The organism is Comamonadaceae bacterium OTU4NAUVB1, from assembly GCA_024372625.1.
GTDB lineage: Bacteria > Pseudomonadota > Gammaproteobacteria > Burkholderiales > Burkholderiaceae_C > Variovorax.
Map to the genome: position 1 here is coordinate 2,147,292 of CP099605.1, position 19,102 is coordinate 2,166,393.

General features: G+C 72.2%; 18 protein-coding genes. 14 read left to right on the plus strand and 4 right to left on the minus strand.

The window, feature by feature from the left end; all coding sequences use genetic code 11:
- The first annotated feature begins 21 nt into the window (after window positions 1-21).
- From NF681_13585 to NF681_13610, 6 genes are all read left to right on the plus strand, one after another.
- Entirely contained in the window at window positions 22-1,497 is a 1,476-nt protein-coding gene (locus NF681_13585) for a HAMP domain-containing histidine kinase (protein UST53348.1), read from the plus strand.
- On the plus strand, window positions 1,482-2,864 hold the full coding sequence (locus NF681_13590; protein ID UST53349.1) for a sigma-54 dependent transcriptional regulator: 1,383 nt from the start codon (window positions 1,482-1,484) through the stop codon (window positions 2,862-2,864). The genes NF681_13585 and NF681_13590 overlap by 16 nt, the downstream gene beginning before the upstream one ends.
- Window positions 2,865-3,015: 151 nt before the next feature.
- Window positions 3,016-4,194, plus strand: a complete 1,179-nt coding sequence (locus NF681_13595; protein ID UST53350.1) for an SLC13 family permease — start codon at window positions 3,016-3,018, stop codon at window positions 4,192-4,194.
- Between the two features lie 202 nt (window positions 4,195-4,396).
- Entirely contained in the window at window positions 4,397-5,335 is a 939-nt protein-coding gene (locus NF681_13600; GenBank protein ID UST53351.1) for a hypothetical protein, read from the plus strand.
- A gap of 117 nt (window positions 5,336-5,452) precedes the next feature.
- The gene (locus NF681_13605; GenBank protein ID UST53352.1) at window positions 5,453-6,091 is read left to right on the plus strand and encodes a hypothetical protein; all 639 of its coding nucleotides are present in this window, start codon (window positions 5,453-5,455) and stop codon (window positions 6,089-6,091) included.
- A 16-nt stretch (window positions 6,092-6,107) separates the two neighbouring features.
- The gene (locus NF681_13610) at window positions 6,108-7,379 is read left to right on the plus strand and encodes an MFS transporter (GenBank protein UST53353.1); all 1,272 of its coding nucleotides are present in this window, start codon (window positions 6,108-6,110) and stop codon (window positions 7,377-7,379) included.
- Here NF681_13610 and NF681_13615 read toward each other — a convergent pair.
- Window positions 7,370-9,553: an EAL domain-containing protein gene (locus NF681_13615; GenBank protein ID UST53354.1), complete on the minus strand. Its 2,184-nt coding sequence runs from the start codon at window positions 9,551-9,553 to the stop codon at window positions 7,370-7,372. The two genes, NF681_13610 and NF681_13615, sit on opposite strands and share 10 nt — an antisense overlap.
- Before the next feature lie 164 nt (window positions 9,554-9,717).
- Between NF681_13615 and NF681_13620 the strand changes: the two genes are divergently transcribed.
- The 6 genes from NF681_13620 (at window position 9,718) to NF681_13645 (ending at window position 14,793) form a co-directional block, all read left to right on the plus strand.
- Complete coding sequence (locus NF681_13620) at window positions 9,718-10,710, plus strand: tripartite tricarboxylate transporter substrate binding protein (GenBank protein ID UST53355.1); 993 nt, start codon at window positions 9,718-9,720, stop codon at window positions 10,708-10,710.
- 86 nt (window positions 10,711-10,796) lie between these two features.
- Entirely contained in the window at window positions 10,797-12,149 is a 1,353-nt protein-coding gene (locus NF681_13625; protein ID UST53356.1) for an FAD-dependent oxidoreductase, read from the plus strand.
- Window positions 12,150-12,258: 109 nt separating this feature from the next.
- Window positions 12,259-13,047, plus strand: a complete 789-nt coding sequence (gene maiA / locus NF681_13630; GenBank protein ID UST53357.1) for a maleylacetoacetate isomerase — start codon at window positions 12,259-12,261, stop codon at window positions 13,045-13,047.
- An 89-nt stretch (window positions 13,048-13,136) separates the two neighbouring features.
- Window positions 13,137-13,982 (plus strand): alpha/beta hydrolase, encoded by an 846-nt coding sequence (locus NF681_13635; GenBank protein UST53358.1) that lies wholly within the window; start codon window positions 13,137-13,139, stop codon window positions 13,980-13,982.
- The gene (locus NF681_13640; GenBank protein UST53359.1) at window positions 13,979-14,263 is read left to right on the plus strand and encodes a cupin domain-containing protein; all 285 of its coding nucleotides are present in this window, start codon (window positions 13,979-13,981) and stop codon (window positions 14,261-14,263) included. Before NF681_13635 ends, NF681_13640 begins: the two co-directional genes overlap by 4 nt.
- A gap of 59 nt (window positions 14,264-14,322) precedes the next feature.
- Window positions 14,323-14,793, plus strand: a complete 471-nt coding sequence (locus NF681_13645) for a GNAT family N-acetyltransferase (protein ID UST53360.1) — start codon at window positions 14,323-14,325, stop codon at window positions 14,791-14,793.
- Between the two features lie 51 nt (window positions 14,794-14,844).
- Here the strand turns inward: NF681_13645 and NF681_13650 are convergent, their stop codons facing one another.
- On the minus strand, window positions 14,845-15,750 hold the full coding sequence (locus tag NF681_13650) for a restriction endonuclease (protein ID UST53361.1): 906 nt from the start codon (window positions 15,748-15,750) through the stop codon (window positions 14,845-14,847).
- A 194-nt stretch (window positions 15,751-15,944) separates the two neighbouring features.
- On the opposite strand from NF681_13650, the gene NF681_13655 reads away from it, so the two are divergent.
- On the plus strand, window positions 15,945-16,424 hold the full coding sequence (locus NF681_13655) for a VOC family protein (protein UST53362.1): 480 nt from the start codon (window positions 15,945-15,947) through the stop codon (window positions 16,422-16,424).
- Between the two features lie 73 nt (window positions 16,425-16,497).
- Entirely contained in the window at window positions 16,498-17,082 is a 585-nt protein-coding gene (locus NF681_13660) for a sugar O-acetyltransferase (GenBank protein ID UST53363.1), read from the plus strand.
- Window positions 17,083-17,088: 6 nt separating this feature from the next.
- On the opposite strand, the gene NF681_13665 is transcribed toward NF681_13660, so the two are convergent.
- Together NF681_13665 and NF681_13670 are read right to left on the minus strand one after the other, a co-directional pair.
- Complete coding sequence (locus tag NF681_13665) at window positions 17,089-18,036, minus strand: 2-hydroxyacid dehydrogenase (protein UST53364.1); 948 nt, start codon at window positions 18,034-18,036, stop codon at window positions 17,089-17,091.
- 53 nt (window positions 18,037-18,089) lie between these two features.
- A complete protein-coding gene (locus NF681_13670; protein ID UST53365.1) occupies window positions 18,090-19,100 on the minus strand; it encodes a tripartite tricarboxylate transporter substrate binding protein in 1,011 nt (336 codons plus the stop codon).
- Window positions 19,101-19,102: the final 2 nt, after the last annotated feature.

Consider the following 19,102-nt stretch of genomic DNA (forward strand, 5'->3'; position numbering starts at 1 on the left):
CGCACCGGCATCCAACGCTCCATGAGATCCCTGCGCGGCCAACTGGTCTTCTTCTGGCTGCTGCTGCTGGGCGTGTGCGTGGCGCTGGCCATCGTGATGATCACGCTCTATCGCAGCAGCGTGGGCGTGCAGATCGCCACCGCGAGCGCCGCCGCCGAGCGCGCCTGCGGCGAGATCGCCACGCGCTACGCGCGCTCCCTGCCCGCCCCGCCGCCCGAGCGGGCGCAGCTCGACCTGCTGCAGGTGCTGCTGCAGCTGGTGCTGCTGGAGGCGCCACGGGTGGAGGGCGGCGTCTGGCAGGCGGCCGACGGCCTGATCGCCTATGCGTACCCGACCTACGAGGGCGGTGGCGCCAAGCGCGACATCCCCGCCGCCGAGCAGCCGCTGATCGTCGAGATCGCGCGGCAGGCGGCCCGCATGCAGCGCACGCGGACCGACGTGGTGCGCGGCAGCCGCGAGGCGCTGGTCGTGACGGCCTGTCCGCTGAGCGCGCCCGGCGGCGACCTGGCCGCCTGGACCATGACGCGCACCCACGCCGGCGCGCTCGACGCCCAGGCCAGCGTGCGCGCCGGCATCGTCGCCCTGATGGCGGCGGTGATCGCCTCCGGGCTCTGGCTGGGCCTGATCCTGCGGCGCGGCCTGCGCCACGTGCAGCGGCTCGAGGCGAGCCTGGCGCAGGCCGAGGGCGACGTCGTGCCGGTGCTGGAGGCGACCGGCGTGCGCGAACTCGACCGCATCGTCGAGGGCTTCAACCGCCATCGCCTGCGCTTCGAGGAAGCGCGCGCGACCCTGCGCGAGGCGGCCCGCCAGCGCGGCCGCGACCAGCGCCTGGCCGCACTCGGCCGCATGACCGGCAGCATCGCCCACGAGATCCGCAACCCGATCGCCGCGATGCGGCTGAAGGCGGAGAACGCCCTGGCCGGCGCGCCGGCACGCCAGCCCGACGCCCTGCGCGCCATCGTCGGGCAGATCGACCGGCTCGAGGGCCTGGTGCAGAGCCTGCTGGGCCTGGTGCAGCCCCTGGCGCTGGCGCCGCGTGAGGTCGCGCTGGCGGCCTGGCTCGACGAACGCGCGGCGTCGGTCGAGGCGCGCGCGGCGGGCGCGGGCGTGGCGCTCGTCGTGCGGCGCGACGGCCCGGTCTCGGCCGTGTTCGACCCGGTGCACGCGGCGCGCGCGATCGACAACCTGCTCGACAACGCGGTGCGCCACACGCCCCGGGGCGGGCGCGTCACCCTGGCCGCCCTGCGCGACGAACCCGCCGTGGCGGGCCGCGCGCCGGCGCCGCTGCGCCTGCGCGTGGACGACACCGGGTCCGGCGTGGACGAGGCCGTCCAGGCGCAGCTCTTCGAGCCCTTCGCCACCGGCCGCGCCGACGGCACCGGGCTGGGCCTGGCACTCGCCCGCGAGGTGGCGCTGGCCCACGGCGGCGACCTGCGCCACGTCGCGCTCGACCCCGGCAGCCGGTTCGAACTGGAGCTTCCATGGCGCGCCTGCTGATCGTCGACGACGACACGGCCTTTCGCGAGACGCTGGCCGAGACCCTGCAGGGCCTGGGTCACGACACCGTCGAGGCGGCCGACGGCCGCGCCGCGCTCGACGTGCTGCAGGGTGGAGGGGACGGTGGTGGCACGCGCTTCGACGCCGTCTTCCTCGACCACCGCATGCCGGGCCTGGACGGCCTGCAGACGCTGTCGGCGATGCGCGCCACCCTCGCGCGGGTGCCGCCGGTGATCGTGCTGACGGCCTACGCGAGCGGCGCCAACACCATCGAGGCGATGCGCCTGGGCGCCTTCGACCACCTGGCCAAGCCGATCCGCCGCGACGCCGTGGCCGAGGTGCTGGCGCGCGTCCTGCGCGTGGCCGAGGCGGAAGGATCGCCCGCCCGCCGCGACGGCGGCGAGGACGCCGACGACGCGCCTGGCGAACTCGTCGGCCCCGGCGCGGCGATGCGCGAGGTGCACAAGCGCATCGGCCTGGCCGCGGCCAGCGCGGCGCCGGTGCTGGTGCTGGGCGAGACCGGCACCGGCAAGGAGATGGTGGCGCGCGCGCTGCACCGCCACTCCGACCGCGCCGACGCGCCTTTCGTGGCGATCAACTGCTCGGCCATTCCGAGGGAACTGCTGGAGAGCGAGCTGTTCGGCCACGTGCGCGGCGCCTTCACCGGCGCCACCGGCGAGCGCGACGGGTGCTTCCGCGCGGCCGACGGCGGCGTGCTGCTGCTCGACGAGATCGGCGACATGGCGCTGGACGTGCAGGCCAAGATCCTGCGCGCCCTGCAGGAGGGCGAGGTCACGCCACTGGGCAGCCACCGCACGGTGAAGGTCGACGTGCGGGTGGTCGCGGCCACGCACCGCGACCTCGCCGCCGACGCGCGCGCGGGCCGCTTCCGCCAGGACCTGCTCTACCGGCTGGACGTGCTGTCGATCCGCGTGCCGCCCCTGCGCGAGCGGCGCGACGACATCGTCGCGCTGGCCGGGCATTTCCTGCGGCGGGCGGCCGCGCCGGGGCGGCCCAAGGCGTTGTCCGAGGGCGCGGTGCGGCGGCTGGTCGAACACGACTGGCCGGGCAACGTGCGCGAACTGCGCAACGTCATGGCGCGCTGCCAGGCGCTGGTGCGCCACGACGTGATCGGCGCGGCCGACCTGCCGCTGGACGCCGTCGCGCCGCCGGCCGCGGGCGCCCCCGGCGCGCTCGCGGCGGACTGGCTCGGCGGCGAGCTGCCGGCCACCGTCGAGCGCCTGGAACGCCTGCTGATCGCCGACGCGCTGGCGCGCGCGCACGGCAACCGCGCCGAGGCCGCGCGGCGCCTGGGCATCCACCGGCAGCTGCTCTACCGGAAGATCGCGCAGTACGGCCTCGACTGAGCGGCCGGCGGCCCTGCACCGCGCCGCGCGACCGCGCCCCTTCCGACGCCTTCCGCCCCACGCCTTCTGCGTCCCGCCTTCCGTCCTCCGCCCTCCACCGTCCCCCACCGCTTTCAACCGCTTTCAACCTCCTTCCACCGCGTCCCACCCCATGACCGATTCCGCCGCCGCCCCCACCGCCCGTCCCGGGTCTCCGTCGAACGCCGCCGGGCCCGGCGCCGAGGTTCCGCCCGAGGGCGACGCCCCGCCCGGCGGCAACGGCCTGCTGTGGGTGCTGGTGGCGGTGGCGATCGTCTTCGCCGTGCTGCGCCCGCGCGCGCCGCTCGACTACGTGGGGCTGGTCGACTGGCAGACCGTGGGCGCGCTGGCCGGGCTGCTGGCGATCACGCAGGGCGTGGAGAAGAGCGGCATGCTGCAGGCGACCGCGCAGCGGCTGCTCGCGCGCGTCACCAGCCTGCGCGCCCTGGCGATGCTGCTGGTGGCGGCGGCGGCCGTGCTCTCGGCCCTGGTCACCAACGACGTCAGCCTGTTCCTGCTGGTGCCGCTCACGCGCGTGCTGGCCACCCAGGCGCACCTCCCGCTGGCCCGGCTGGTGGTGCTGGAAGCGCTGGCGGTGAACGCCGGCTCGGCCCTCACGCCGATCGGCAACCCGCAGAACCTCTACCTCTGGCACCGCTCGGGCGACAGCTTCGTCGGCTTCATGGGGATGATGGCGCCGACCGTGGCGATCGTGCTGTTCTGGCTCTTCGTCGCCACCTGGCTGCTGGTGCCGAAGACGGCCGTCGCGCTGCGCGCGGGCACATCGCCGGCCGGCGTGCAGCCCCGGCTGCTGGCGCTCGCCGGCGTGCTGTTCGTGGCCTTCGTCGTCGCGCTGGACCGCCACTGGCTGCTCGCCGGGCTGGGGCTCGTCTTCGGCGCCTTCCTGCTGCTCTACCCGCGCGTGCTGCGCGGGGTGGACTGGGCGCTGCTGGCGATCATCGCGCTGATGTTCGTCGACCTGCGCCAGCTCGGCGAGCTGCCGGTCGTCGCCGCGCTGCTGCACCAGTGGCCGATCGCCGAGGGCTGGCGCGCCTACCTGGCGGCCATCGCCGCCTCGCAGGTCATCAGCAACGTGCCCGCCGCGATCCTGCTCGACGGCCCGGTGCGCGACCTGCCGGCCCTGGCCGCGGGCGTGACGGTCGGCGCGTTCGGCTGCGTGCTGGGCTCGCTGGCCAACCTGATCGCGCTGCGCCTGGCGCGGCTGCCCAACGGGCTGACCGAGTTCCACCGCATCAGCATCCCGTTCCTGCTGGTGTGCGCGGCCTCGGCGGTGTGGCTGCGGATGGGCTGAGCGGTGCCGCCCGGGCGCCGCAGCACCGGGTGCGTGGACGGGCGCCTGGAAAGGCGTGGTGTCCGGAAAGCGGACGCTCCGGTGTCCCGGGTTCATGCAGCGGGCCGTGTCGGGTTTACGCAAGTCGTTGATTCACAAGGCATCGGCGCCTGGCACGACACGTGAGAGTGTGAAGTACGTCACATCCAAAAGGAGTCCCTCCATGCGACCGTCCCTCCGTCCCGCCGCCCTCGCGGCCCTGATCCTCCTGGGTGCCGGCACCCTGGCCCGGACCGCCTTCGCCGACGCCCCCACGCCCGTCACCCCGCCGGCCTCGACGTCGCCGGCCGCCCGCTCGCCGGCCACGACGCCCCCGCCGCCCGCCGGCCCCGCCGAGCGCGCCGGCCGCGCCACGCCACCGGCCGCACCCAGGGCCGACGGGGGCGCGCAGATGCCCGTGCTCACCGGCCGCGTCGAGCGCTGGCTGGTCAATCCCGGCGGCGAGGTCGACGGCCTGCTCTTGACCGACGGCACGCAGGTGGCGTTCCCGCCGCACCTGTCGGCCGCCGCGCAGCGCCTGCTCAAGCCGGGCGACGGCGTGCGCGTGGCCGGCTGGCGCACGCCCGACGCCCCGGTGGTGCGCGCGTCGCGCCTGACGGCGACGGCCAGCGGCCGCAGCCTGGACGACACGCCGCCCGCCGCCGGCGCGACGCCACCGGCACCGCGCGACCCCGGGGCGCTCACCGCGATGAGCGGCAGCGGCCGGGTCGCCCGGCAGCTGCGCACCGGTCGCGGGGACGTCAACGGCGTGATCCTGGACGACGGCCTCATCGTGCGCTTCCCGCCGCACGTCGGCGCCGAGTTCGCACCGGTGCTGCAGCCGGGCGCCACGTTCAGCGCCCGGGGCTGGGGCAGCCGCGGCGCCCAGGGTCGCGCCTTCGAGGCGACGGCCATCGGCACCACCCCGGCCGACCTGCGCGAGGTCTTCGCCGGCCCGAGACGCCGACCCGGCGCGGCGCGCGGCCCCGGCGCCGCCGGCGGTCCGGGCGCCCCGCGCCCCCCGGGCCCTCCGGGCGAGGCGGGCACCCCCGAGGCACGGCCCGCCCCGCCCGTGCCGCCCACGTCGCCCGCCACGTCGCCCATGCCGCCCGCCGGCACCTGAACCGGCGACGCGTCCTCCACCGCGCGTCGCCATCGCCGCTCCCGCCTCCCGATCGGTTCCGTTCCGATCCCCTCGTCGTCGCCCTCTCCTTTCCCTTCCGATCCCCGAAAGTCACCCATGCCACGCACCCTCGATCCCGACCAGACCCGCGATGTCCAGCAGGCGCCCGGCGCCGAGGCCGCCCCGCCCGGCGACGCGCCCCACCGGGACGAGGCCCAAACCGCCGCCACCTTCGACGTGTGGTCCGTCGCGGGCCGCTTCCAGCAGCTGGTCTACAGCCCCTCGGGCGCCATCGAAGGCCTGCTGATCGACACCGACGGCATCCCGACGCAGTTCGTCGTCGACCCGCACGACGCGCCGACCACCGGGCTGCTCGCGGTCCTGGCGTCCGGCCAGCCGCTGGTGCTCGAAGGCATCGACGCCGGCCCGTCGAAGAAGGGCGGGTCGCCGCACACGGTCTACACGCTGGAGCGCCTGGTCTCCGTCGACGGCCGCCCGCCCGAGGCCGCGCCGCCGCACGCGAGCGTCTCCGGCACGGTGGTGCGCCTGAACCACGCCCGCCACGGCGCGCCCAACGGCGTGCTGCTCGACAACGGCGACTTCGTGCACACCCGGCCCGACGGCTTCGAGACGCTGGGCCTGAAGGTCGGCGACACGCTGGAGGCCGAGGGTCCCGCCCGGCCGCTGGCCACCGGCGGCGGCCGCGTGATCGAGGCGCACCGCGCCAACGGCCACGCCCTGGCGCCCCGGCACTGACACCGGGCCACCCCCCATGTCCGCCGCGCGCGACCGCTCGTCCTCCCTGCTGGCACTCACGATGCTGGCCTTCTTCATGGCCGACGTGCGCGACGGGCTCGGCCCGTTCCTCGCGACCTACCTGCAGGAGAACCACGTCCGCCAGGACCTCATCGGCTACACGATGACCGCCGGCGGCCTGGCCGCCGTGGCCATGACGCCGCTCGCCGGCGCCTGGGTCGACCGCTCGACGGCCAAGCGCGCCATGACGGCCGTCTCCGGCGTCGCCGTGCTGGGGGCCAGCGCGCTGGCCTTCACGACGCTGTCGGCGCCGCTGCTGATCGCCTCGCAGATCGTCACCGGCCTCGCGGGCGCGCTGCTGGCGGCGGCGCTCGCGGCGCTGACGCTGGGCCTGGCGCGCTCGGAGGGCTTCAAGCACCAGACCGGCCGCAACGAGGCCTTCAGCCACGCCGGCAACATGATCTCGGCCGTCGGCGCCGGCGCGGTCGCGCACCTCTTCGGCGCGCCGTGGATGCTGGCCGTGATGGGCGCGATGACGCTCGGCGCGCTGCTGGCAGTGCGCACCATCCGCGCCGAGGACATCGACCACGAGGCCGCGCGCGGCGACGAGCCGCAGGACCCGCCGCCCGCGCCCGGGGTCACCGACCCGCAGGGCCACGAACGCATCGGGGCGCTGCTGAAGAACAAGGGGCTGCCGATGTTCGCGCTGACGCTGGCCTTCTTCCACCTGGGCAACGCCGCGATGCTGCCGCTGATCAACCAGCGCCTGGCCGCCACGGTGGCCGACTCGGCGCCATTGCTGTGGACCGGCATCGCCATCGTGGTCGCGCAGCTCACCATGATCCCGGTGGCGCTGTGGGTCTCGCGCAGCAGGCGCTTCGACGTCGCGTGGTTCGTCTACGCCGCCATCCTGGTGCTGCCGCTGCGCGGCGCGCTGGCCTATGCGTTCGCCAGCCAGTGGAACAACATCCCGGTGCAGATCCTCGACGGCCTGGCCGCCGGCGCGATGGGCGTGGCGACGCCGCTGCTGGTGCAGCGCTACACGCGCGGCAGCGGGCGCTTCAACACGGCGCTGGGCTTCGTCATGACGCTGCAGGGTGTGGGCGCGGCGCTCAGCCCGGGCATCGCCAACGTCATCGTCGGCGCGGAGGGCCGCTTCGGCCTCGCCTTCATGTGCCTGGCCGGCGCGGCGGTGGTGGCGCTGCCGGCGTTCTGGCTGGCGCAGCGCGGCGCGGCGGCGGACGCGCCCCCGGGCGGGGTGGCCGGCGCGGCGGCGGCTCAGGCCTGAAGGACGGCCTCGGGCGCGGGCAGCGCGGCGTGCCGGGGCACCGACGGTTCCGGGGCCGGCCGCGACGCGTCGAGCGTCCAGCCCGCCATGTCCAGCGCCGTCATCGGCCGGGCGTAGAGGAAGCCCTGGAACTCGTCGCACCCCAGGGCGGCCAGGATGTCGTGCTGCGCCTGGCGCTCGACGCCCTCGGCCACGACCCGCAGGCCCAGCGCGTGCGCGAGCTGGATCACCGCCTGGACCACCGGCCGCGCGTCGGCGCGCAGGTCGAGGTCGGCGATGAAGCTGCGGTCGATCTTGAGCTGGCGCGCGGGCAGCTGGCGCAGGTAGCTCAGGCTGGAATAGCCGGTGCCGAAATCGTCGATCGACAGGAACACGCCGATGGCCTCCAGGCCCTGGAAGGTGCGCTGCGTGGCCGCGATGTCCTCCATGGCGACCGATTCCGTGATCTCGCACATCAGGCGTTCGGCCGGCACGCCGTGGCGTTGCAGCGCCGCGCCGATGCGCTGGGCCAGCCCGCTCTCGCGCAACTGCAGCACCGACAGGTTGACCGCCACGTTCAGGTGCAGCCCGTCGTCGCGCCACGCCGCGATCTGCCGGCAGGCCTCGTCGATGATCCAGTCGCCCAGGCGCACGATGACGCCGAAGCGCTCGGCCAGGCCGATGAACTCCAGCGGCGCGAGCCGGCCGCGCTGCGGGTGGTTCCAGCGCACCAGGGCCTCCACGCCATCGACCCGGCCGGTGGCGCCATCGACCTTGGGCTGGTAGTACAGCTCGAACTGCCCGAGGTCGACCGCCCGGCGCAGGTCGCTCTGCAGCTCGAGCTGGGTGTTCGCGTCGGTGCCCATGTGCGACTCGAAGATCGCGTAGTTGCCCCCGCCGGTGCGCTTGGCCGCGTACATGGCCGCGTCGGCGTTGGCGATGAGCTTGTCGGCCTCGCCCTCCAGCGGATGGATCACGATGCCGATCGAGCAGGCGATCTGCACCTGCCGGTCCAGCACGTCGAAGGGCTGCGAGAGGCTCGCCAGGATGGCGTTGGCCGCCTGCGCGCAGGCGGCGCTGTCCTGGATGCCTTCGAGCAGCACCAGGAACTCGTCGCCGCCGATGCGCGCGACCGTGTCGCCCTCGCGCGCCAGCGCCCGCAGGCGATCGGCCGTGGCGCTCAGGATGCGGTCGCCGGCGATGTGGCCGAACGTGTCGTTGACCGGCTTGAAGCCGTCGAGGTCGATGAACAGCACGGCGATGCGCTCCTCGATCTGCAGCTGGTTGGCGCGCGCCATGCGCCGCAGCGCGTGGTTCAGGCGGTCCTCGAACAGCACCCGGTTGGGCAGCCCGGTGAGCGCGTCGGTGAAGGCACGCCGCGAGAGTTCCGCGTTGGCCGACTGCAGCCGCGCGTTCGTCTCCTCCAGCGAACTCGACAGGCGCCGCGCCACCACCTGCAGCCGCGCCTCCAGCAGCGACGTGAACAGCGTGCCGCCCAGCAGCAGGCACGCGGCCACCACCACCAGGCCCGTGAGGCCGGAGCCGCTGAGCGCATCGGCGCTCAGGCAGACCGAGCCGACCGGGAAGCTCGCCGCCGCCATGCCGGTGTAGTGCATGCCGCAGACCGCCAGGCCCATCACCAGCGCGGCCAGCAGCTGCACGCCCAGGCGCCGCTCCTGGCGCTGGCGCACCAGCGCGAAGATGCCCATCGCCGCCGCCGAGGTGCCCACCGCGATCACCGCCGACAGCGCGACCGTGCCCCGGTCCCAGACGATGCCCGGGGCCATGTCCAGCGCGGCCATGCCCGCGTAGTGCATGGCGCAGATGCCCGCGCCCATCGCCAGCGAGGCGACGCCCAGGCGCCGGATGCTGAAGTCCCGCCGGCTCGACACCCACAGCGCGATGCTGGAGGCCGCCACCGCCACCGCCCACGAGGCCAGGGTCAGGTTGCCGGCGAAGCCCAGGCGGATCGGCAGCGAGAAGCCCAGCATGCCGACGAAGTGCATCGCCCAGATGCCCGTGCCCATGGCCAGCGAGCCGACCGCCCACCAGACCTTGTCGAGGCGGTCGTCGGAGCGGCGCACGCGCTGGGCCAAGTCCAGCGCGACGAAGGCGGCCAGGGTGGCGATGAGCAGCGAGGTCGCGACGATCCACGGGTCGTGGCTGGTCGGGAGGTAGGGCGAAGGTAAGTTCACAATCGCCGAGGATACCTTTTGTATCCAAATGTCATAGGGAAATCCATGCCGACCGGAAAGATAGTGTGCGGTTGTCTACGATCGCCCTCTTTTCCGTCGACGCGGCGCCGATGACGCACCGGCGCGCGCCGGCGCCCTCCGACCTCGCCACGGACACCTCCCGCATGTCATTTCCTCCCGCTTCACGCCAGCGCCGCGCCGTGCTCGCCAGCGCCCTCCTCGGCCTGGCCGCGCCGGTCCTCGCGCAACCCACCGCCGCGCCCGCCGCCTGGCCGACCCGCCCCGTGCGCATCCTGGTGGGCTTCCCCGGCGGCTCCACGCCCGACATCGCCGCGCGCGTGCTGGCCGAGCCGCTGGCCCGGGCCCTGGGCCAGCCGGTGGTGGTGGACAACAAGCCGGGCGCCTCCGGCAACATCGCGGCCGACGCCGTGGCCAAGGCCACCGACGACCACACCCTGGGCATCGTCATCAACGGCAACCTCACGTCCTCGAAGCTGCTCTATCCCAGGCTGCCCTACGACCCGGCCCGGGACTTCAGCGAGCTGTCGCTGATCGCCACCGCGCCGCTGGTGCTGGTGGCCGCCAACGACGTGCCCGCCGGCAAGGATTTCCTGGCCGCCGCCCGCGCCTCGGGCACGAAGTGGAACTACGGCTCGGTGGGCATCGGCTCGGTCGGCCACCTGGGCATGGAGCTGCTGAAGGACCGCGTGCCCGGCATGGACGCCCAGCACGTGCCGTACGCCGGCAATCCGCAGGTGGTGACGGCCATGATCGGCGGCCAGGTGCAGCTGGCCCTGGTGCCGCCGGCCATCGCCATCCCACAGGTCCGGGCCGGCAAGCTCCGGGCCATCGGCCTGACCAGCGGCCGCAGCACCCTGGCGCCCGACTACGCGCCCCTGACCGAGCTGGGCGTGCGCGACTTCGGCCTGGAGGTGTGGACCGCCCTGCTCGGTCCGGCCGGCCTCTCGCCCGAGGCCCGGGCCCGCGTCACCCGCGAGATCGCCGTCATCATGAAGAACCCCGAGGTGCGCCAGCAGCTCTTCGACCGGGGCTGGCAGCCGGTCGGCACCTCGCCCGAGGGCATGCGCGCGCGCGTGAAGGAAGAGGCGGCGATCATGGGCCGGATCATCCAGGCGCGCGGGATCACGCTGCAGTGAGCGCGAGTGGCCGACGGCGGCTCGTGGAACGGCCGCCCTCGACCGTGTTCGCAATTCGCGAATCCCGAACATGACCCGACATTCCCATGAACCCCACCCACCTCCCTGAACCCGCCCGCCTGCTCCCCGTCTTCGGCGAATACGACGTGGTGGTCGTCGGCGGCGGCCCGGCCGGGCTGGCGGCCGCCGCCAGCGCGGCGCGCCACGGCGCGCGCACCCTGCTGGTCGAGCGCTACGGCTTCCTCGGCGGCATGGGCACCGCCGGCGGCGTGACCAACTTCGCCGGGCTCTACGCCCGCCACGACGGCGCGATGCGGCAGGTGGTGCACGGCGTGGTCGACGAACTGTTCGAGCGACTGGAGGCGCTAGGCGGCCTGAACCGGCCGCAGGACGGCATGCAGGGCCGCATCCGCGTGCGCTCCTACGACACCTCGGCCTACAAGTGCGCGGCCGACGGCCTGCTGCTCGACGCCGGCGTCGAACTGCTGTTCCACGCCCACGCCGCCGCCGTGCTGATGGACGGCGCGCGCATCGCGGCGCTGGTGGTGGAGACCAAGTCCGGGCGCCAGGCGGTCCGCGCCGGGATCTTCGTCGACGCCTCGGGCGACGCCGACGTGGCGGCCTTCGCCGGCGTGCCCTACGCGGTCGGCGACGGCCGGGGCAGCGGCCTCTTCCCGACCACCATGTTCCGCGTCGGCCACGTCGACGCCGAGGCGGCGCTCGCGGCGGTGGGCGAGTTCAAGGCCATCAACGACGTGATGGCGCGCGCGCAGCGCGAGCATCCCGGGCGCTATCGCTTCCCGCGCGAGGGCGCGATCCTGCGGCCGCAGATCCATGCCTCCGAATGGCGCGCCAACGTCACGCAGCTCAAGAACGCGCAGGGCCGCGCCATGAACGGCGTGGACGCGCGCGAGCTCAGCGCCGGCGAGGTCGAGGGCCGGCGCCAGATCGTGGACTACTTCGCCTTCCTGCGCGAGCAGGTCGACGGCTTCGCCGACGCGCGCATCGTGGAGATCGCGCCGCAGGTGGGCATCCGCGAGACGCGGCGCATCGACGGGCTGTATGCCCTCTCCGGCGACGACATCGTCGACTCGGCGCGCTTCGAGGACGCCATCGGCGTCAACGGCTGGCCGATGGAGCTGCACACCGACGGCGGCGTGGCATGGCGCTTCCCGCGCGACGCCGACCGCGCCTTCAACGACCTGCCCTGGCGCATGCTGGTGCCCCATGGCGTGGACAACCTGCTGGTGGCGGGTCGCTGCGCGTCGATGACGCACGAGGGCCAGTCGGCCGCGCGGGCCAGCGGCGCCTGCTTCGCCATGGGACAGGCGGCCGGCACGGCGGCGGCGCACGCCGGCCGCACGCCCCTGCGCGAGGTCGACACGGCCTTGCTGCGCGAGCGCCTGCGTGCCGACGGCGTGTGGCTGCCCGGGCGCTGACGCGCGCGCCCGGAGCCCGCCGTCGCACAGGCGCGCGGGGATCGGGCCGACGCGCGATGGCGCACGGGAAGGGTGTTCACGGATGGCGGCGGGGGCGAGAAAAGCCAACATGGCCGACGGCCCGGTCTTCCGGGCCTCGGCCCTCGCCCCCACTTACCCGCCCAACGCCATGACGTCCCCCGACCGCGCCTCCGACAACCACGACCACGACCACGATCACAACGACGACGACCGCTTCGAGCTGTATTCGTACTGGCGCACCTCCGCCACCTACCGCGTGCGCGTCGCCTTCAACCTCAAGGGCGTGAAGCCGAAGGAGCACGACGTCGACATCGATGCCGGCGAGCATCGCGGCGAGGCGTTCCTGAGGATCAACCCGATGGGCGCCATCCCGGCGCTGATCGACCACGGTCCCGGCCAGCCCTCGACGCCGCTCACGCAATCGCAGGCGATCCTCGAATTCATCGACGAGACCTACCCCGAACCCCCGCTGCTGCCGGCCGACGCGCACGGCCGCGCGCGCGTGCGCTCGCTGTCGGCATTGCTGGCGGCCGACACGCACCCGCTGATCACGCCGCGCGTCAAGAAGTACCTGACGACCACCGGCGGCTTCGACGACGCCGCCTGGCGCGCGTGGCAGGTCCAGTGGTTCGGCACCGGCCTGCGCGCGCTGGAGCGACGTCTCGCAGGCGAGCCCGGCACCGGCCGCTTCTGCCATGGCGACGCGCCCGGCATGGCCGACATCTGCTTGGCCAGCGTCGTCGCCGTGATGCGCGTGTTCAAGGTCGAGATCGACGGCATCCCGACGGTGCTGCGCGTCATGGCCGCGTGCGAGGAACTCGACGCCTTCGCGCGCGCCGACCCCATGAAGCAGGCGGGCGCGCCGAAGGCCGCCTGACCCCCGACCTCCGACCCCCCGACCCATCGGACCGCGCCAGCCGCCGTCCTTCCCTCGTCACCCCCGTTTCTTTCACAGGAGATCCCTGCATGCCCAAGCTCCAGATCGCCGCCCCGACGGGCGAACCCATCGAACTGCACTACGAGGACCACGGCAACGGCCGGCCGGTCGTGCTGATCCACGGCTGGCCGCTGAGCGGCCGCTCGTGGGAAGCGCAGGTCGGCCCGCTGGTCGAGGCCGGCCACCGCGTCATCGCCTACGACCGGCGCGGCTTCGGCGCCTCGTCGCAGCCGTGGTCGGGCTACGACTACGACACCTTCGCCGCCGACCTCGACGCCCTGCTCTCGCACCTCGACGTCACCGGCGCCACGCTGGTCGGCTTCTCCATGGGCGGCGGCGAGGTGGCGCGCTACGTGGCGAAATACGGCACCGCGCGCGTCGCCGGCGCCGTGTTCGCCGGCGCCGTGCCGCCCTACCTCTACAAGAGCGAGGACAACCCCGACGGCGGGCTCGACGACGCCACCATCGCGCAGTTCGAGCACGGCGTGAAGACCGATCGCCTGGCCTTCCTGGAGGACTTCACGAAGAACTTCTTCGGCGTCGAGGGCAAGCTGCTGGTGAGCGAGCCGATGCGCCAGTACGCCGTGCGCATCGCCTCGGCCGCCTCGCCCAAGGGCACGCTGGACTGCATCGCCGCCTTCGGCCGCACCGACTTCCGCGACGACCTGACGAAGTTCGGCGACCTGCCCACGCTGGTCATCCACGGCGACAGCGACGCCATCGTGCCCTTCGAGGTCAGCGGCAAGCGCACCCACGCCGCGATCCCCGGCAGCACGCTGGCGCTGATCGAAGGCGCGCCGCACGGCTTCAACGTGTCGCATGCCGAGGAATTCAACGCGCACCTGCTCGCCTTCCTGGCGAAGCTGCCGCGATGAACCGTACCGACTTCGCGGTCTTCGAATCCGAGGCGCTGGCCGCCGGCTACGACGAGGCGCTGGTGCGCCAGTGGGCGCCCGACGCCGTCATCGAGCACCACGCGCACCCCTTCGACGCCGACGCCGTGGTCACCGAGGGCGAGATGTGGCTGACCTGCGGCGACGAGACGCGACACCTGCTGCCGGGCGACACCTTCCAGTTGCCGAACGGCACGCCGCACGCGGAGCGGTACGGAGCGCAAGGGGCGGTCTACTGGGTGGCGCGGCGCAATCCAAGGTGATCTGACACCGGTATGTCTACGACGGCATGGGCTCGCGCGGGTCGTCCACAGGAGAAAGCATGGAAATTCGTCGATTTAAATGCGGTGATGAGGCCGCACTGTTCCGTGTTCACGTCACGGCCATTCATGAGATCGCCTCTCGCGATTACTCGCCTGAACAGATCGAGGCCTGGGCACCGACGGACACGGACATGGTCATGTGGGCTGACCGCATGCGCGTCCTCCGCCCCTTCGTCGCCGAACTCGACGGCGAAATCGTCGGTTACGCGGATATCCAGCCCCATGGACTCATCGACCACTTCTACGTGTCGGGCGACCATCCGCGCCAAGGCATTGGAACGAGGCTGATGGCGCGTATCCATGAAGAGGCAAAGACCCTCGGCTTGACGCGATTGACCTCTCATGTGAGCAGGACAGCCGAACCGTTCTTCACGCTCCATGGCTTCCGGGTCATCGAGCGAGCATTTCCAGTCAGGCGCGGATTGACGTTGGAGAACGCGTTGATGCAAAAGGCTGGTCCCGTCTCATAAAGACCCGATCGGAACTCCTCAAATGCAACTCTGACAGGCACGAGGGAAACATCAATCGAAGAAGTCCTCATCGAGCTTCTTGATGTATATCACTTCTTCCACTCGACAGCCTATATCAAAGCGAATCATCAGCCGGGTGAGAAATTCGCCGTCGATCAGTACGATGCGCTTGCTCAGCATCTCGGCCGTTTCTTTCGATGCCTGCGAGAAAGTGGATGTCGTGACGAACAGTCCCTTATTTGCCTTGAATCGATCCAGCGAGCCGAAGAAATCCCGGATCTCACTCGACGATATCTTGCTGTTCGCATATCGCTTGGCTTGAACGTAGATGCGATCTAAACCCAATGCATCCTGATCGATGACGCCATCAACACCGCCATCTCCACTCTTGCCCAAAGCCTTTCCAGCTTCTATGGCCGATCCACCATATCCCATCGCGATAAGGAGTTGCACGATGAGGCGTTCGAAAAAATCCGGTGGCGAGGCAATGATTCTTGCAAGAATTTCGGCACTGAGTGATCGTTGAAGCTCGTTGCTCGCAGACCTCATGACTTCATCAGGCGCCAATTCCTTGAGTGCCGCCAAACCTGATTGCGGCGTCTCTGAATTTGCGACTGTCGTTTCTCTGAATACCTTGAACTCAGGAAAGGACTCGAGAAACTTGATGTTGATCGTCTTTGGTGGACTGGCCAGCACAGCCCTCCCTCGTTCGCTGATCTCGAAGTACGCACGCTTCGTGAGCCTGATCAGTCCAGCTTTCCCCAGGTAGCTCTTGGCCCAGTTCACACGATTGGCAAAGGTGGTCTGCTTGCCCGAAGGCAGGAGCTCTGACAGCTCAGCCTCAGTCAAAGCCAGCTTGCGTCCAAGAACGGTGACGACATCCGAGATGCGCACCTCGCCAGCGGCAGATTCCTCGAGCACGGGAAGCATCAGTGATTGAAAGTCCGGAATCGCCATTAATTTCAACTCTCCTTGTGGGGAAGTATCCCCTGCGTGGCCCCGCAACGGTTTCCAGAACTCCTGTTATCGGAAATCCCTAACAGCCTGGCCGACCCCTTCCACCAGAATCGAGCATCCAGCAATGTCCAGGCATCGGAACATCTCGCACGGCAATGCTCATACCGCATGCAGGACCTTTCAGGAGATCCGCCATGACACCCAAGAACACCCTCTGCCTGTGGTTCGACGGCACCGCCGCCGAAGCCGCGGCGTTCTACGCGGCGACCTTCCCCGACAGTGCCGTCGGCGCCGTCACCCCCGCGCCGGGCGACTACCCGGATGGCCAGGCGGGCGACGTGCTGGTGGTCGCGTTCACCGTCGTGGGCATTCCCTGCATCGGACTGAACGGCGGGCCGCAGTTCAGGCACAGCGAGGCCTTCTCGTTCCAGATCGCGACCGACGACCAGGCCGAGACGGACCGGCTGTGGAACGCCATCGTCGGCAACGGCGGCCAGGAAAGCGAGTGCGGCTGGTGCAAGGACCGCTGGGGGCTGTCGTGGCAGATCACGCCGCGCGTGCTGACCGAGGCGCTGTCCGGGCCGGATCGCGCGGCGGCCAGGCGGGTGTTCGACGCGATGATGACGATGCGCAAGATCGACGTCGCGGCGATCGAGGCGGCGCGGGCGGGTTGAGGCCCGTCGTCCGCCACCCGACCCGCTGCGTCGGGCGCTCATCCATCCTTCCTTCCTCGACGAGGCCCGCTCCATGACCCCACCCTCCTCCACCGGCCCGGCGAACCCCGCCAGGACCGAAAAACAGAAGATGCTCGCCGGCGACCTCTATGACGCCGGCGACGACGAGCTCCAGGCCGACCTGGCCGCGACGCGCGAATGGCTGGTGCGATACAACGCCGCGCTCGGCATGGGTTCGGCGGACCGGCGCGTGCTGCTGGCCGAGCGCCTGGGCGCGGTGGGCGACGGCGCGACCGTGCGCCCGCCGTTCCACTGCGACTACGGCTTCAACGTCGAACTCGGCGCCGGGGTGTTCATGAACTTCGGCTGCGTGATCCTCGACGTGGTGAAGGTGACCATCGGCGACAAGACGCAGATCGGTCCCAACGTGCAGATCCTCACGGCCGACCACCCCAGGAGCGCGGCCGAGCGCGAGGCCGGCCTGGAGTTCGGCCGGCCGATCCGCATCGGGCGCAACGTGTGGATCGGCGGGGGCGCGATCCTGCTGCCGGGCATCACGGTGGGCGACGACGCGGTGATCGGCGCGGGCAGCGTGGTGACGCGCGACGTGCCGGCCGGCGCCACGGTGGTGGGCAACCCGGCGCGGGTGCGCGGCTGAGCGGGATCAGGCGGCGGCGCTGACCATCGGCCGGCCGGCCAGGAAGGCGGCCAGGTTGTCCTCCACGCGCCGCGCCATCGCCGCGCGCGTCTCGTGCGTGCCGCTCGCGATGTGCGGCAGCAGCACGACGTTGTCGAGCGCCAGCAGGGCCTCGGGCACGTTCGGCTCGTCCTCGAAGACGTCGAGCCCGGCGCCGGCGATGCGCTTGTGCTGCAGGGCCTCGACCAGCGCCGCCTCGTCGACCACCGTGCCGCGCGAGATGTTGATCAGGTAGCCCTGGGGGCCGAGCGCGTCGAGGATCGCGCGCGAGACCAGGCCGCGCGTCTCGGCGCCGCCCGCGCTGGCGATCACCAGGAAATCGGCCCATCCGGCCAGCTCCTCCAGCGAGGCCGCGTAGCCCTGCGCGACGTCCTCGAGCGGGTGGCGGTTGTGGTAGCGCACCTCCATGTCGAAGCCCGAGGCGCGGCGCGCGATCACGCGGCCGATGCGCCCCATGCCCAGGATGCCGAGCTTCTTGCCCGAGACCCGCGTCGCCGACGGAAAGGGACCGCGCTGCCAGTCGCCCCGGCGCACGAAGCGGTCGGCCTCGGTGACGCGGCGCGCCACGTCCATGAGCAGCGCGAAGGCGGTGTCGGCCACGCAGTCGTTGAGCACGTCGGGCGTGTAGCCCACCGCGATGCCGCGCGCGCGCGCGGCGTCCAGGTCGATCGCGTCGAGGCCGACGCCGAAGCTGGAGATGACCTCGAGCGCCGGCATCGCCGCGATCGTCGCGGCGTCGGCGCCGTGGCGCGCCGAGGTGACGAGCGCCGTGAACTCGCCGCCGCGCGCGGCGAGGAAGGCCTCCGGATCGGCCTCCTCCCACAGCGGATGGAGGTCGTAGGTCTCGGCGAGGCGGGCTTCGAGGGCGGGCAGCAGCCGGCCGTGCTGGAGGACGCGGGTCTTGGAAGTGGTCATGGAGGAAGCGGGTTTCGGATCGGGGGGGTGGGATGGAGGCGGGGGCGCCGTCGTCATTCCGGCTGGATGCCGGCGTCCTTGGCGACCTTCGCCCACTTCACCATCTCGGTGGCGATGAAGTCGCCGAACTGCCTCGGGCTGCCGCCGCCGGGTTCGATGCCATTGTCCTGGAACGTCTTGCGCACGTCGGGCATGGCCAGGATCCTCGCGACCTCGGCGTTGAGCCGGGCGACGGTGGCCGCCGGGGTGCCGGCCGGCGCGAGCAGGCCGCCCCAGGTGCTGGTCTCGTAGCCGGCGATGCCGGCCTCCTGCATCGTCGGCACGTCCGGCAGCACCGACGAGCGCCTGGCCGTCGTCACGGCCAGCGCGCGCAGGCGGCCGGCCTTGATCTGCACGTTGGCCGCCGCCACGGTGTCGAACATCAGCGAGGTGCGCCCGCTGATGAGGTCGGGGTGGGCGAGCGTGCTGCCCTTGTAGGGCACGTGCGTGAGGTCCAGCCCGGTCATGCTCTTGAACAGCTCGCCCGAGAAGTGCGGCGCGCCGCCGTTGCCGCTCGACGCGAAGGACAGCTTGCCGGGGTTGGCCTTGCCGTAGGCGACCAGTTCGGCCACCGATTTCACGGGCAGTTCCGGCGAGACGATCAGCACCAGCGGCACCACGTGCGTCAGCGCCACGGGCTCGAAGCCCTTGACGGTGTCGAACGGCAGCTTCTTCACCATGCTCGGGTTGATGGCGTGGCTGCTGGCCACCAGCACCAGCATGTGGCCGTCCGGCGGGCTCTTGGCGACCAGGTCGGTGCCGATGATGCCGGTGGCGCCGGCGCGGTTGTCCACCACCACCGGCTGGCCCCAGGCCTCGGACAGCTTCTGGCCGATGAGCCGCGCTGCCAGGTCGATGGCGCCGCCGGGCGAGGCCGGCACGACGATGGTGATCTGCTTGGTCGGGTAGGCGGCGGGGGCGGGGGCCGGCGCGGTCTGCGCGATGGCGGCCGGCAGGCCGGCGACGGCCAGCAGCGCGGCGCAGGCGGTGGCCGAAGCGGCGGCGGCGAGGGTGCGGCGGCGCATGG

What these genes read in the sequence shown, in the direction of transcription:
- NF681_13645 (UST53360.1), top strand. Translation starts at nt 14,323, where the DNA reads ATGGAAATTCGTCGATTTAAATGCGGTGATGAGGCCGCACTGTTCCGT.
- NF681_13665 (UST53364.1), bottom strand. Translation starts at nt 18,036, where the DNA reads ATGACCACTTCCAAGACCCGCGTCCTCCAGCACGGCCGGCTGCTGCCC.
- NF681_13660 (UST53363.1), top strand. Translation starts at nt 16,498, where the DNA reads ATGACCCCACCCTCCTCCACCGGCCCGGCGAACCCCGCCAGGACCGAA.
- NF681_13655 (UST53362.1), top strand. Translation starts at nt 15,945, where the DNA reads ATGACACCCAAGAACACCCTCTGCCTGTGGTTCGACGGCACCGCCGCC.
- NF681_13670 (UST53365.1), bottom strand. Translation starts at nt 19,100, where the DNA reads ATGCGCCGCCGCACCCTCGCCGCCGCCGCTTCGGCCACCGCCTGCGCC.
- NF681_13635 (UST53358.1), top strand. Translation starts at nt 13,137, where the DNA reads ATGCCCAAGCTCCAGATCGCCGCCCCGACGGGCGAACCCATCGAACTG.
- NF681_13650 (UST53361.1), bottom strand. Translation starts at nt 15,750, where the DNA reads ATGGCGATTCCGGACTTTCAATCACTGATGCTTCCCGTGCTCGAGGAA.
- NF681_13640 (UST53359.1), top strand. Translation starts at nt 13,979, where the DNA reads ATGAACCGTACCGACTTCGCGGTCTTCGAATCCGAGGCGCTGGCCGCC.
- NF681_13625 (UST53356.1), top strand. Translation starts at nt 10,797, where the DNA reads ATGAACCCCACCCACCTCCCTGAACCCGCCCGCCTGCTCCCCGTCTTC.
- NF681_13595 (UST53350.1), top strand. Translation starts at nt 3,016, where the DNA reads ATGACCGATTCCGCCGCCGCCCCCACCGCCCGTCCCGGGTCTCCGTCG.
- NF681_13585 (UST53348.1), top strand. Translation starts at nt 22, where the DNA reads ATGAGATCCCTGCGCGGCCAACTGGTCTTCTTCTGGCTGCTGCTGCTG.
- NF681_13600 (UST53351.1), top strand. Translation starts at nt 4,397, where the DNA reads ATGCGACCGTCCCTCCGTCCCGCCGCCCTCGCGGCCCTGATCCTCCTG.
- NF681_13605 (UST53352.1), top strand. Translation starts at nt 5,453, where the DNA reads ATGCCACGCACCCTCGATCCCGACCAGACCCGCGATGTCCAGCAGGCG.
- maiA (UST53357.1), top strand. Translation starts at nt 12,259, where the DNA reads ATGGCCGACGGCCCGGTCTTCCGGGCCTCGGCCCTCGCCCCCACTTAC.
- NF681_13620 (UST53355.1), top strand. Translation starts at nt 9,718, where the DNA reads ATGTCATTTCCTCCCGCTTCACGCCAGCGCCGCGCCGTGCTCGCCAGC.
- NF681_13590 (UST53349.1), top strand. Translation starts at nt 1,482, where the DNA reads ATGGCGCGCCTGCTGATCGTCGACGACGACACGGCCTTTCGCGAGACG.
- NF681_13610 (UST53353.1), top strand. Translation starts at nt 6,108, where the DNA reads ATGTCCGCCGCGCGCGACCGCTCGTCCTCCCTGCTGGCACTCACGATG.